This window comes from Morganella sp. TYF_1 (assembly GCF_043105645.1).
GTDB lineage: Bacteria > Pseudomonadota > Gammaproteobacteria > Enterobacterales > Enterobacteriaceae > Morganella > Morganella morganii_B.
The window spans coordinates 28,205-40,571 of record NZ_JBICLU010000025.1 but is presented as its reverse complement, the minus strand read 5'-3'; the positions used below and the strand labels follow the sequence as shown (position 1 = coordinate 40,571).

General features: G+C 52.9%; 13 protein-coding genes. 4 read left to right on the top strand and 9 right to left on the bottom strand.

Annotation, left to right across the window (positions count from 1 at the left end):
* The first annotated feature begins 4 nt into the window (after nt 1-4).
* Genes fliP through fliR form a run of 3 tightly spaced genes read left to right on the top strand, consistent with a single transcriptional unit; the run spans nt 5 to nt 1,833 of the window.
* Entirely contained in the window at nt 5-745 is a 741-nt protein-coding gene (fliP, locus tag ACF8OF_RS11725) for a flagellar type III secretion system pore protein FliP (protein ID WP_262858739.1), read from the top strand.
* A 29-nt stretch (nt 746-774) separates the two neighbouring features.
* Nucleotides 775-1,044 (top strand): flagellar biosynthesis protein FliQ, encoded by a 270-nt coding sequence (fliQ, locus tag ACF8OF_RS11720; RefSeq protein WP_262858740.1) that lies wholly within the window; start codon nt 775-777, stop codon nt 1,042-1,044.
* A 3-nt stretch (nt 1,045-1,047) separates the two neighbouring features.
* Nucleotides 1,048-1,833, top strand: a complete 786-nt coding sequence (gene fliR / locus ACF8OF_RS11715) for a flagellar biosynthetic protein FliR (protein ID WP_004236824.1) — start codon at nt 1,048-1,050, stop codon at nt 1,831-1,833.
* Between the two features lie 161 nt (nt 1,834-1,994).
* Here fliR and ACF8OF_RS11710 read toward each other — a convergent pair whose 3' ends face one another.
* A complete protein-coding gene (locus ACF8OF_RS11710) occupies nt 1,995-2,732 on the bottom strand; it encodes an SDR family NAD(P)-dependent oxidoreductase (RefSeq protein WP_262858742.1) in 738 nt (245 codons plus the stop codon).
* A 112-nt stretch (nt 2,733-2,844) separates the two neighbouring features.
* Here ACF8OF_RS11710 and ACF8OF_RS11705 point away from each other — a divergent pair, with 112 nt between their 5' ends.
* Entirely contained in the window at nt 2,845-3,798 is a 954-nt protein-coding gene (locus ACF8OF_RS11705; protein ID WP_279799965.1) for a LysR family transcriptional regulator, read from the top strand.
* Nucleotides 3,799-3,867: 69 nt separating this feature from the next.
* Here the strand turns inward: ACF8OF_RS11705 and flgL are convergent, their stop codons facing one another.
* The 8 genes from flgL to flgE form a co-directional block, all read right to left on the bottom strand.
* Nucleotides 3,868-4,815, bottom strand: coding sequence for a flagellar hook-associated protein FlgL (flgL, locus tag ACF8OF_RS11700; RefSeq protein WP_392496725.1), 948 nt, complete (start codon nt 4,813-4,815; stop codon nt 3,868-3,870).
* Nucleotides 4,816-4,839: 24 nt separating this feature from the next.
* Nucleotides 4,840-6,480, bottom strand: a complete 1,641-nt coding sequence (flgK, locus tag ACF8OF_RS11695) for a flagellar hook-associated protein FlgK (protein WP_392496724.1) — start codon at nt 6,478-6,480, stop codon at nt 4,840-4,842.
* Nucleotides 6,481-6,629: 149 nt separating this feature from the next.
* Nucleotides 6,630-7,607 (bottom strand): flagellar assembly peptidoglycan hydrolase FlgJ, encoded by a 978-nt coding sequence (flgJ, locus tag ACF8OF_RS11690; RefSeq protein WP_262858746.1) that lies wholly within the window; start codon nt 7,605-7,607, stop codon nt 6,630-6,632.
* A complete protein-coding gene (locus tag ACF8OF_RS11685) occupies nt 7,607-8,713 on the bottom strand; it encodes a flagellar basal body P-ring protein FlgI (RefSeq protein WP_262858747.1) in 1,107 nt (368 codons plus the stop codon). The genes flgJ and ACF8OF_RS11685 overlap by 1 nt, the downstream gene beginning before the upstream one ends.
* A 17-nt stretch (nt 8,714-8,730) precedes the next feature.
* On the bottom strand, nt 8,731-9,480 hold the full coding sequence (locus tag ACF8OF_RS11680) for a flagellar basal body L-ring protein FlgH (protein ID WP_072871785.1): 750 nt from the start codon (nt 9,478-9,480) through the stop codon (nt 8,731-8,733).
* A 75-nt stretch (nt 9,481-9,555) separates the two neighbouring features.
* The gene (gene flgG / locus ACF8OF_RS11675; protein ID WP_004236835.1) at nt 9,556-10,338 is read right to left on the bottom strand and encodes a flagellar basal-body rod protein FlgG; all 783 of its coding nucleotides are present in this window, start codon (nt 10,336-10,338) and stop codon (nt 9,556-9,558) included.
* 19 nt (nt 10,339-10,357) lie between these two features.
* Entirely contained in the window at nt 10,358-11,113 is a 756-nt protein-coding gene (locus ACF8OF_RS11670; protein ID WP_262858749.1) for a flagellar basal body rod protein FlgF, read from the bottom strand.
* 21 nt (nt 11,114-11,134) lie between these two features.
* Complete coding sequence (flgE, locus tag ACF8OF_RS11665) at nt 11,135-12,346, bottom strand: flagellar hook protein FlgE (RefSeq protein ID WP_262882995.1); 1,212 nt, start codon at nt 12,344-12,346, stop codon at nt 11,135-11,137.
* Nucleotides 12,347-12,367: the final 21 nt, after the last annotated feature.

Here is a 12,367-nt window from a genome sequence, read left to right as displayed (position 1 = left end):
TTTCATGATGTCATTGCTCAAACGCGCCCTTCCCGCACTCGCTCTGTTTCTGCTGGTTCCGCAGGCACAGGCTTCACTGCCGGGGGTTGTCAGCCATGTGCTGCCGGATGGCGGCCAGAGCTGGTCTTTGCCGGTTCAGACCCTGCTGTTTCTGACATTGCTGGGCTTTATCCCTGCTCTGCTGCTGATGACCACCAGTTTTACCCGCATCATTATTGTGCTTGGCTTATTACGCAACGCCCTCGGCACACCGTCCGCACCACCGAACCAGGTGCTGCTCGGACTGGCGCTGTTTCTGACGTTTTTTGTGATGTCGCCGGTGTTCGATAAAGTCTACGACGAGGCTTACCGTCCGTTCAGTGAAGACAAGATCAGTCTGGAAACGGCACTGGATCGCGGTACCGCACCACTGCGCACCTTTATGCTCGGTCAGACACGCGAAAACGACCTGGCACTGTTTGCCCGTATCGCCAAAGTGGGTGAAATTCAGGAGGCCAAAGATGTACCGATGCGCATTCTGATCCCGGCCTTTATCACCAGCGAACTGAAAACCGCCTTCCAGATTGGTTTTACGCTGTTTATTCCGTTCCTGATTATTGACCTCGTGGTGGCCAGTGTCCTGATGGCACTCGGGATGATGATGGTACCGCCCGCCACGGTTTCCCTGCCTTTTAAGCTGATGCTTTTTGTGCTGGTGGATGGCTGGCAGTTGCTGCTCGGTTCGTTATCACAAAGCTTTTTTTAGCCGGAAAATAATATGAGTCAGGAGAAAGTATGACACCGGAATCCGTAATGGCGCTGGGCACCGAAGCCATGAAAATCGCCCTGATGCTGGCCGCCCCGCTGCTGCTGGCGGCGCTGGCAGCCGGTCTGCTGATCAGTCTGTTACAGGCGGCGACCCAGGTGAATGAAATGACCCTGTCATTCATTCCGAAAATTCTGTCTGTTATCAGTGTGATTGTGATTGCCGGTCCGTGGATGCTGAATCTGCTTACTGACTACATGCGCACACTGTTAACCAATCTGCCGTTTATTATCGGCTGACCTATGTTAAGTATCACCAGTGAAACACTGACACTGTGGCTGAGCCAGGGATTTTACCCGTTTATCCGGGTGCTGGCGCTGCTGGGTACCGCGCCGTTTTTCAATGAAAAACAGTCGATCAGCAAGGTGCGGGTGATGCTGGCTTTTTTCACGGTTCTGATTGTGTCCCCGCAGTTGCCGGTGGTGAATATCCCGCTGTTTTCCGCTCCCGGTCTGTGGGTGATTTTACAGCAGGTGGTGATTGGTGTGGCGATGGGGCTGACCATGCAGATGGCATTTGCCGCCGTCCGTCATGCGGGGGAAGTGATCGGTCTTCAGATGGGTTTATCCTTCGCCACCTTCTTTGACCCGAGCGGCGGACCGAACATGCCGATTCTGGCGCGGATACTCAACCTTATCACCCTGCTGCTGTTTCTCGCGTTTGACGGGCACCTGTGGCTTATCCATATTGTGATAAGTTCGTTTGATCTTATCCCGGTGCAGGTCACCCCGCTTAACCGTGAAGGGTTCCGTATGCTGGTGCAGTCGGCTAACCATATCTTTCTCAACGGATTAATGCTGGCACTGCCGTTTATCACGCTGTTCCTGATTCTTAACCTCGCATTGGGGATTCTGAACCGGATGACGCCGCAGCTTTCTGTTTTTGTGGTGGGATTCCCGCTGACGCTGACTGTCGGTATCAGTATGCTGGGTCTGATCATTTCCGTTCTGCCGGGCTTTACCGAACGCGTGATCCATCAGGCGTTTGAGCAGCTCTCACTGATTTTTAATCTGTTTGCCTCACCATAACCGGCTTTCACACCTTTCTGATGTCATAACAGCATAAATAGTCGTATATCCCGGAAATAAAAAACCGGTAATCACCGAGAAAGTGATTACCGGATCCGGTAATGGCGTACAAATGAATATTGCTGTGTATAATCCGGAAAACGACTTGAGAAATAACACGGTTACCAGTTTCCTGCTGAATAGCCTCCGTCAACCGGCATAACAGTGCCGTTAATATAATCAGACTTCAGCAGAAAACGAATACTTTCTATAATATCATTAATGGTGCCGACTTTATCCGCCGGTGAGACTAAATTAATAAAATCCTGATTGAGTTCTGTATTCAGCGGGGATTCAATATACCCCGGTGCCACGGCATTAACACGGATATTTTTCTTCGCGTACTCCAGCGCCAGTGCTCTGACCAGCCCGTGTACACCTTCCTTTGCCAGAACACTCAGTGCGGCCGGTATTTTCTGTGACGGCTGCAGGGCAATACAGGAGGTTACCACGATAATTTTACCACCGTGATTTTTCAACATGTTTTTAATCGCCAATTGACTCAGATTAAATAAACTATAAATATTGCTGTTTATTAAATGCATGAAATCATCCGGCGTCGTTTTTTCATAAGTTTTGCTGAGAAAAGCACCGGAATTATGAATAATAATATCGATATTCCCGAAATGAATAATTCCCTGTTGTATCAGTTGTCCGGCGAAATCGGCACAATGGCTTTCACCGGTCACGGGCAGAAATGCGGTTTTATTATCCAATTCCTGTAAAAAATGTTGTTTGTTTTCATCACTGCTGAATATACCGATCACGTTATAATCGTCATCAAGCAGTGTCCTGACTAATGCTTTCCCCAGACAACTTTCTGCATCAGTGATGATAGCAGTTCGCTGTTGTGGTTTCATAAATAGCCTGTGGTTATGATTTAATACCTGTAATTGATGTAAATTATTACATTTCTTCGCTGCGTGAAATAAACTACTCTGATATCACTTCATTACCAACCTGAGGTTAATAATGCCACGCCATTTTGATGACCTGATGCTGGGAACGCTGGAGCTGTTTTGCTGTGCTGCGGAACTGAAAAGCTTTACCGGCGCTGCCAAAGCCATGAATATTTCACCGGCGGCGGTCAGTAAAACCATTTTACGGCTGGAGCAGAAGCTCGGCAGTACCCTGTTTCTGCGTTCCACACGGCATATCCGCCTGACAGAAGCCGGTGAACAATATCTCGGTTACTGCAAAACGGCATTACAGGCCATGTACACCGCCGAAGAAACGCTGCTGGATATGCGCACCATCCCGGCCGGGAAAATCCGCGTCAGCCTGCCGAATGACTATGCATACCGCAAGGTGTTTCCGCTGATGCCGAAATTCCGCCACCGTTACCCGCAGATTGAGGTCGATTTCCATCTGCGCTTCCGTATTCTGAGCCAGGAAACCACCGAGTGTGATGTGGTGGTCACCAGCTGGATTGACCGGCTGCCGGACTGGATTGCCACCAAAATAGATTATGCCCGGTTCTGGATCCTGGCCTCACCGGACTATCTGAAACATGCGCCGCCGCTGAACACCCCGGATGATCTGGTACATCATAACTGCCTCCAGATGCATTTGCCGGAACATACCCGCCCGCTGCCGTGGCCGCTGGTGATCAATGGTGAGGTTGTGCATGTTGAAACCACCGGCGACATGGCGTTTTTTGAGGATGTGATGGCAGCCTATTACATGGCGGTTGACGGTAACGGCCCGGCAATGATGCACGATTTTATTGCCCATAAAGCGGTGGAGAGCGGAAAGCTGGTGCGGGTGCTGGAAGATTACGCCAATGTCTCGCACATCTATTACCTGGCCTGTCCGGCGGATGCCCGCCATTCACCGCGTATCCGTGCTTTTATGGATTTTCTGGCTGAAGAACTGAAACCGGAAGGGAGTTTTCCGGATCACTGGGTGATAGCCCCGGTACGCTGACCGGTGTCCGGTATAAAAAAAGGCCGTCGCAATGACGGCCAAAGGAATTCAGTACTGCATCCGGATAGTTTAACGACCGAACAGCGACATGCTGTTGAGATCCTTAAAGATATCCTGTGAGGCCTGGAACAGCGCCATTTCTTTTTGGTAATCCGATACCGTGCTGGTCCAGTCAGTCTCGACCAGGCCACTCAGACGGCTTTCATTCTGGATTTTACGGGTCTGGGAGAGGAAATCCAGACTGTCAATTTCCTGTAACTGTAAGCCCTGTTTCGCTTCAATATTGGAGATTTTATCCATCCCGGCTTTCACACCGCGATTTGCTTCATCCATCCCGGCTTTGGCTCTGTCCAGATCCGCCTGTGAGGCATTCTGCTGAGGAATTTTCAGTGCTTCCAGGCCTTTGTTGATCGCGGTGAACATATCAGCGACTTTTTCACCTTTCGCGTTTGTCGTGGTGGCAAACACTTCCGAACCGGCAAAATAGCTGGTCATTTCACGGTCACTGCCCACGTTCTGGGTAATGGATTTATCGCCGCCTTTGTAAAGCACATCACCGGTCGTTACATCCACTTCAAACGGCGGGGTGTCTGATTCATAACCCCCAAAAATATAACGGCCGTTACCGTCAGTCGTGTTGCCCAGCGACACCAGCTGATCTTTCAGCCCCTGCAGCTGTTCTGCCAGTGAGGCACGGTCGTTATCGCTGAGTGAGCCCTGGTTGGATGCCTGAATAATCGTGGTATCCATCTGTGTGGAAACGCTGTTCATCTGCGTCAGAATACTCATCTGCAGTGTCATCCCGGTTTTGGCATACCCCCGTGTGGATGCATACTGCTGATTACGGTTCTCAGACTGAGTGACACGCACCGCCTGTGCGGATGCCTGCGGGTCATCAGACGGTTTACTGACACGTTTACCGGAAGCCAGTTTACTGCCCGCTTCCATCCAGCGGGCCGTGGCATTGTTCATATCCGACACACGCTGACTGAACATTAAATTGGTGCTGAAACGCATGATAATTTCCTTCTTAACTCAAAATCAGAATGCACGCATCAGAACGTTGAATAATTCATCAACGGTTGACAGCACTTTGGCGTTGGCATTAAAGAACTGCTGCATTTTCTGCATCTGCACACTTTCTTCGTTGGTGTTAACACCGGAGATGCTCTGCTGATGCTCATAGAGGTTGACGGTCAGTTTGTTCTGAACCTCAGAATCAATCTGTGCCTGGCTGGCCTTGCTGCCCACCTCATTTACGACTGATGCATAGAAATCAGACAGTGTGGATGTGCCGCCGACCAGTTTCTGATCCTGCAGTTTTACCAGCTCTTTGATGTTTTCATTGTTGCTGGCGCCACCGGTGCTGTCTGCCGCCGCAAAATCTGCCGTATTTGTCACCAGCGTGTTCAGCCCGCCGATCACATTATCCACCGGCTTAAGCAGGAATTTATCACCGGCCTGTGCCGTGTTATTGCTGATTTTGATATCCATGCCATCAAAACTTAATGTTCCGGAGGCGGCATCAAAATTCGCATTCACAACCGTGCCTTCCGGTAATTTGGTCACATTCCAGTTGGTGCCGTCATAACTGACATCATAATTATTGCCAGTGACTTTGGAGACATCGTTGTATTTGATATCAAAATCAGCGTTGCCTTTGTTGTGGGTATTGCTGACCACACTACCGCCGCCGACCGCAAAGAAATCCTTACCGGTATTCCCGTTGACATCATAACCCTTGCGGTGAACCTCATTGAATTTCTCCGCGAAAACCAGCGCCATCTGGTTCAGTTTTTGTCTTGCCGGGTCGATAATTTCACGGCGTGAGCGCAGAACGCCGCTCAGTTCACCACCGCGAATCTGGTCATCTTTGATTTCACGGACATTACCGGCGGAATCAACAAAACCGATGCTCAGACGGCTGTCATCCGTCCCGGAGGCAACCGCTTCCAGGTGGTTAGCACGGCCGCCTGTCACCAGTGGCAGGCCGTTAGCAAACGAGACGTTGAAGTTGCCGTTCTGCTCGATCACTTTGATGCCGATAACAGAATTGAGCTCATTCACCAGACGGTCACGCACATCCAGCAAATCATTCGGCTCTGCGCCGTTCACCGCGCGGGAGTTGCTGATCTGCTCATTCAGCTTGGCAATTTTTTCGGCGTAGGTATTGATATCTTTGATTTTGTTATCAATCTGATGGTTAACGTCACTGTCCATCTCACGCAGACGGCGATCAGCCTCCTTCAGCTGGCTGACCATTGTTTTGGCTTTGCCGAGGAATACGTCCACCAGCGTTTTGTCACTGGCATCACTGGCGGCTTCATCCAGTGAGGTGAAGAAGCTGCCCAGCATGCCGGCGATATCATCGGTACTGTTGGATAACAGGTCATCCACCCCGGAGGCATTTTTCATAAACGCTTCGTAGTCGCCGCTGCGGGAACGCGCATTGTTATACTGCATGTTGACGAACTCATCGAACTCACGGCGGACGTGGCTGAAATAGGTGCCGTTACCGAAGTAGCCGTTGGTTGTCATGGTGCCCGGGTTTTCACCGAAGACCGCGCTCTGACGATGATAATAACCCACCCCGGCGTTGGCCAGGTTGTTGGAAATAACACTCAGCCCGCCCTGGGCCGCGTTAATTCCGCTTAATGCGTTATTCATTACATTATTCAGCATGTGCTTTTCCTTTCTCTGGCGACTGCTTTCCCGGCGACTTGCTGAAAATGCAGCGCAGATAGCATCCGTTTAAAATTATGTCTTACCTTGTTATCGGAAAGACGGCGCAAAAATTTAGTGTTCACTGCATTTTTTTACGCCGGAAATGATCAGAAAATGTCACTCAAGTCGAGGGTGTACGCCTGTACCGCCCGTGAAGCGACCGGTGCGGCTGCCGGGGTACCGCGGATTTGATTAATAAGGACAATCAGCTTGCCGGAATATCCCGGGTCGGTGGCATATCCGGCCTTGTGCAGACGTTGTGCGGCCTGCTCCGGGCTGGCCGCCTGTTTCACACCGTGATAACGCGGATTTTCGGTCAGCAGGCGGGTGTAATCAGCGATCGCCTCTTCATAAGAGCCGTAAACCCGGAAGTTATCCCGCATTTTGACCGTCTTGCCGTTGATCACCTCGGTGGTCATGATATTGGTGACCGGCCCTTCCCAGCCTTTCCCAGCTTTGATACCAAACAGGTTGTGACTGTTTTTGCCGTCAGCGGTCAGGATTTCCCGCTTACCCCAGCCACTTTCCAGCGCTGCCTGTGCCAGGATCAGCAGATGATGTACGCCGCTTTTCTGCGATGCGGCTTTCGCCGGTTCTGTCAGTTTGGCAATGAAATTCTGACTGTTAAGCCCCAATTCGCGCACTTTTTTCAGTGGTGAACTCAGCGCATCCCCCGCTGAACTGAATTTTCGCATCAGCTGCGCCATGGCCTGCTGCGGCATCGATTGGATCACCGTGGCATCATCCAGCGCCATCATTGACGAACGCAGCGGCAGATCCGGTTCATTATCCGCAGAAAGCTGCTTAAACATCATATCGCCGAAGCCCAGCCCCTTTTCTGACAGGTTCTGGGCTATCTGCTGGTCATACATACTGGTCAGCATCCGCGTCTGATCGCTGGAGAATAGTCCGTCCTGCGGCAGTGCGGCACGCATGCTTTTCAGCATCATCTGAACAAACGTCGCTTCCAGTTGCTGCGTCACCTGACGCAGCCCCTCCTGCGGTTTTTCATTCAGCTGCTGTTTCAGGCTGCCCAGCGACTGCACATCGTAGGCTGCACTCTGCATCAACTGTATGTCGCTCATCAGATGATCTCCAGTTTCGCCCGCAGGCAACCGGCACTTTCCATCGCCTGTAAAATCGACATCAGGTCAGTCGGTGTGGCACCTAATGCATTGAGCGCCTGAATAACCTGATTAAGATTCGCCCCGGCATTGACTTTTTTCAGGGTGCCATCCTGCTCGCGGATGCCGACATTGGTATTGCGGGTCACGACAGTCTGACCACCGGCAAACGGCGTGTCCGGCTGGCTGACCTGTGTCTGGCGATCGACCGTCACCGCCAGGCTGCCGTGGGCAACCGCGCAACTGTCAAGCGTCACTGTCCGGTTAATCACTACCGAACCGGTCCGTGAATTGAGGATAACTTTGGCTTCGTTCTGCGGCGGACGGATATTCAGATCCTGTACCCGCGCCAGGAAACGCACCTGATCACTGCTGCTCTGCGGTACACGTAACTGCACGGTGCGGGAATCCAGCGGCGTTGCGGTACCAAAGCCGTTCATACGGTTCACGGCATCACTGATATCCTGCGCCAGCGCAAAACTGTCTTCATTCAGCTGAAGATTAATCACACCGCTCTGACCGAATGCACCCGGCAGTTCACGCTCAATCGTCGCTCCGCCGCTGATCCGGCCACCGGCCAGCTGATTCACTTTGACACTGCTGCCCCCGGCACTGACACCGGCACCGCCGACCAGAATATTGCCCTGCGCCAGCGCATACACCTGACCATCCACGCCTTTCAGCGGGGTCATCAGCAGTGTGCCACCACGCAAGCTTTTGGCGTTACCCATCGAGGACACCACCACGTCAATTGCCTGACCGGAGCGGGCAAACGGCGGCATTTTGGCGGTAACCATCACCGCCGCCACGTTTTTCAGCTGCATATTGGTGCCCGGCGGGACAGTGATCCCCATCTGCGACAGCATGTTATTCAGACTCTGCGTGGTAAACGGCGTCTGCATGGTCTGGTCACCGGTACCGTCGAGGCCGACAATCAGCCCGTAACCAATCAGCGCATTCTCACGCACGCCCTGTACGGTGGTCAGATCCTTAATCCGCTCACTGTGTGCGGGGAGACTCGCCACACCTAAAACCGCAATCAGCAGGCCGGTCAGTACTTTTTTCATTCTCACTTTACCTCTGCTCAGTACGGTGACACATTCAGGAAGAAACGCTGTAACCAGCCCATATTCTGCGATTCGTTGATATAGCCGTCACCGACATACTCAATACGGGCATCCGCCACCTGAGTGGAGCTGACACTGTTATCTGCGCCGATGGTGCGCGGGTTGACCACGCCGGAGAAGCGGATAGATTCCGTGCCCTGGTTGATGGCGATCCGTTTTTCACCCACCACGTGCAGGTTACCGTTTGCCAGTAACTGATCGACCGTGACTGTAATCGTGCCTTTAAAGGTGTTTTGGGCGTTGGCGCCGCCTTTGCCAGTAAACTCACTGTTACCTTTTACGTCCAGTTCCGTGTTACCGCCGCCGAGCCAGCCCTGCATAAAGCCGGGCAGAATCGCGGCGAGAAAACCGGTTTTCCCGGCACGGTTAGCATTGGCGGAGGAGTTTTTGCTGGCGCTGACGTTTTCCTGCAGATTGATGGTGAGGATATCGCCGACATTACGCGGACGTCTGTCCTCAAACAGCGGCTGGTAGCCGTAGTAGGCAGGCTGTGCACTCTGAAAAATAGCACCGTTCGCGGCCGGGGCAGTCGGTGCGACCGGCAGCGCGGTGGTATGGGTATCCACCAGCGGTTTGGGTTTGATGTAAGCACAGCCGCTGAGTGATACGGCAAGCACTGCCGCTGTCACCAGTCCGCGCCCGCAAACAGAAGTGGCAGGAGAACTTGCGCAATCCTGCTGCCGTGGAACAATGCCGCTTTCAGTCATCTTAATACTCTTGCTGTTCTGTGCGTGTCTCAGTAAAAAGCCCCGGCGGCGATCACCTCAGCGCCGGGACGGGGATTACAGTTGTGTCAGACGCTGTAACATCTGATCAGAGGCGGAAACGGCCTTACTGTTGATTTCGTACGCGCGCTGCGTCTGGATCATATTCACCAGTTCTTCCGCCACGTTGACGTTTGAAGTTTCCACCATGCCCTGATACAGACGGCCTGCGCCGTTGGTTTCAGGGGCACTTTCTGTCGGTGCGCCGGAGCTGGCGGTTTCCATGTAGAGGTTTTCGCCGATGCTTTCCAGACCCGCATCGTTGATGAAGGTGGTCAGGGTGATTTGCCCGATCTGCTGCGGCTGGCTTTCACCGTACATGGTGACAGACACGGTACCGTCACGGCCGATTTCCATCTTCTGCGCCCCTTCCGGGATCATAATGGCCGGGACAATCTGATAGCCGGATGAGGTCACCAGCTGACCGTTCTGATCCGGATGCAATGAGCCGTCACGGGTATAGGCATCAGAGCCGTCCGGCATCTGGACATGGATAAAACCCTGTCCGCTGATGGCGATATCGGTCGAGGTACCGGTTTTGTTCAGCGCCCCCTGGGCGTGAATACGGGTGGTCGCCACCGGACGCACACCGGTACCCAGCTGAAGGCCGGTCGGCAGAGAGGTTTGTTCGGAGCTCATGGCACCCGGCTGGCGGATGTTCTGATACAGCAGATCTTCAAACACCGCACGCTGGCGTTTAAAACCGTTGGTGCTGACGTTAGCCAGGTTGTTGGAAATAACATCCAGGTTCGTCTGCTGGGCTTCAAGCCCGGTTTTGGCAATCCATAATGAACGGATCATGATAATTCCTTACTGAATATTAACTCACAGAAAGCAGCTGATTGGCCCGCTGGGCATTCTCATCCGCGCTGTGAACCACTTTCATCTGCATCTCGAAATGACGCGCGTTGGCAATCATTTCCACCATCGCCTGGGCCGGGTTGACGTTACTGCCTTCCAGCACACCGGACGATACTTTGCCGCGTTCGCTCAGCGGCAGTTCGTTACCATTGGCATTACGCGCTGCCGCCGTGAGATGAAACAGCCCGTCCTCGCCGCGCAGTACATCCTGCGGTTTTGCCTCCACCACTTTCAGGCGTCCGATCTGGCCGAGCATGGTCGGCGGATCGGTCGGGATCAGCGCGGTGATCGTACCGTCACCACCGATGGTCAGTTCCGCGTGCGGCGGCACATCAATCGCGCCGCCGTCACCCTGCAGAAGGTGTTCACCCAGCATCAGCTGACCGTCCGCTGAAATCTGAATGCTGCCGTTACGGGTATAGGCTTCTTCCCCGCCCGGCAGTGCCACCGCCAGGAAATGGCCTTCATTCAGCGCCACATCCATCTGACGACCGGTGTAGTTCAGCGGCCCCTGAGTCATGTCCGCCCCGGGGGTCGAAGAGACCACCAGTGTCCGGGTCTGCTCTGTATCACCGTTTACCGGCACGGCCCGCATGGCGGACAGCTGTGCCTTAAACCCGGACGTCGAGACGTTGGCAATGTTGTTCGAGACAATGGCCTGATTTTCCAGCGCATGCTTAGCGCCGCCCATTGCCGTATAAATGACGTGATCCATGGCCACCTTCTGTCTTTATGCTTAACGTAAGTTAACCAGCGTCTGCAGCATCTGATCCTGCGTTTTGATGGTCTGCGAGTTGGACTGATAGTTACGCTGCATCACAATCATGTTGATCAGTTCCTGGCTCATGTCCACGTTGGAGGCTTCCACCGCACCGCCGGTCAGGTTACCGAACTGCCCGGTTCCCGGAACACCGTCCATCGGGTTACCGGAGGCATTGGTGGCTTTCCAGACGTTACCGCCCTGGGAGGCCAGGCCGTTATTATTAGCAAAGGAAGAGAGTGCGATTTTACCTACCGTCCGCTTCTGCTGATTGGAATAGCTGGCGGTGATGGTGCCGTCATTCTCAATTTTGAAGCTGGTGTATTCACCGGACTGATAGCCATCAATGTCGATTTTGCTGACTGATGACTCAGTGACTTTCTGCTGACGGGTTTTGTTGAAACTCAGGTCAATCGTGCCGTTATTCGCACCGTTTAAGCCGGTATAGTTGAATTTAAAGTCGGCGCTGCCTTTTAATTTACCGTTACCGTCAAATTCCATGTTGCCCAGATCCTGAACAGCCGCTGTTTTATCACTGCTGTCTTTGGCTTTGACCGTCCATTTGTTGTCAGCGGTTTTGATAAAGTAAACCGCGACTTCATGGGTATTCCCCTGGCTGTCATAAGTGGTCATGGTGGTGCTGAAGTTGTAGGTATCCGGGTTGTCCGGATCAAACGCATCGGTAATCGCTTTATCATCCGAGTTCAGGTTCATGGTTAATTCACCTTTGGCGGATGCTCTGGCGTCCATCATATCGGTCGGGATATTCAGCGGTTGCGGCACACCGCCGGTCTGGATAGTGGTGTTACCGTCAGCATCCTGACCCGCCGGGAAGCCGGTGACCATCATGCCCTGGTTGTTGACCAGGTTACCGCTCTTGTCACGGTGGAATTCACCGTCACGGCTGTAAACCACATCACCGTTACCATCCAGCAGACGGAAAAAACCGTTACCGGAAATCGCCACATCGGTGGCACGGTCAGTACGGGTGATAGCACCGTCTTTGAAGTTCTGGGAAACCGCCGCAACGTTAACCCCGAGGCCGACACCGGAACCGGCAAACATGTCAGCAAAAGACGCATGCGCCCCTTTAAAGCCGTTGGTTGCGGAGTTGGCTATGTTGTTACCGATCGAATCAAGACCGGATGAAGCGGCATTCAGGCCGCTGACTGCTTGTGAAAAAGACATGTCACCTCCATGACAATTGGG

Coding starts and splice junctions, on each gene's coding strand:
- fliP (WP_262858739.1), top strand. CDS start 5: ATGATGTCATTGCTCAAACGCGCCCTTCCCGCACTCGCTCTGTTTCTG.
- fliQ (WP_262858740.1), top strand. CDS start 775: ATGACACCGGAATCCGTAATGGCGCTGGGCACCGAAGCCATGAAAATC.
- fliR (WP_004236824.1), top strand. CDS start 1,048: ATGTTAAGTATCACCAGTGAAACACTGACACTGTGGCTGAGCCAGGGA.
- ACF8OF_RS11710 (WP_262858742.1), bottom strand. CDS start 2,732: ATGAAACCACAACAGCGAACTGCTATCATCACTGATGCAGAAAGTTGT.
- ACF8OF_RS11705 (WP_279799965.1), top strand. CDS start 2,845: ATGCCACGCCATTTTGATGACCTGATGCTGGGAACGCTGGAGCTGTTT.
- flgL (WP_392496725.1), bottom strand. CDS start 4,815: ATGCGTTTCAGCACCAATTTAATGTTCAGTCAGCGTGTGTCGGATATG.
- flgK (WP_392496724.1), bottom strand. CDS start 6,480: ATGCTGAATAATGTAATGAATAACGCATTAAGCGGAATTAACGCGGCC.
- flgJ (WP_262858746.1), bottom strand. CDS start 7,607: ATGAGCGACATACAGTTGATGCAGAGTGCAGCCTACGATGTGCAGTCG.
- ACF8OF_RS11685 (WP_262858747.1), bottom strand. CDS start 8,713: ATGAAAAAAGTACTGACCGGCCTGCTGATTGCGGTTTTAGGTGTGGCG.
- ACF8OF_RS11680 (WP_072871785.1), bottom strand. CDS start 9,480: ATGACTGAAAGCGGCATTGTTCCACGGCAGCAGGATTGCGCAAGTTCT.
- flgG (WP_004236835.1), bottom strand. CDS start 10,338: ATGATCCGTTCATTATGGATTGCCAAAACCGGGCTTGAAGCCCAGCAG.
- ACF8OF_RS11670 (WP_262858749.1), bottom strand. CDS start 11,113: ATGGATCACGTCATTTATACGGCAATGGGCGGCGCTAAGCATGCGCTG.
- flgE (WP_262882995.1), bottom strand. CDS start 12,346: ATGTCTTTTTCACAAGCAGTCAGCGGCCTGAATGCCGCTTCATCCGGT.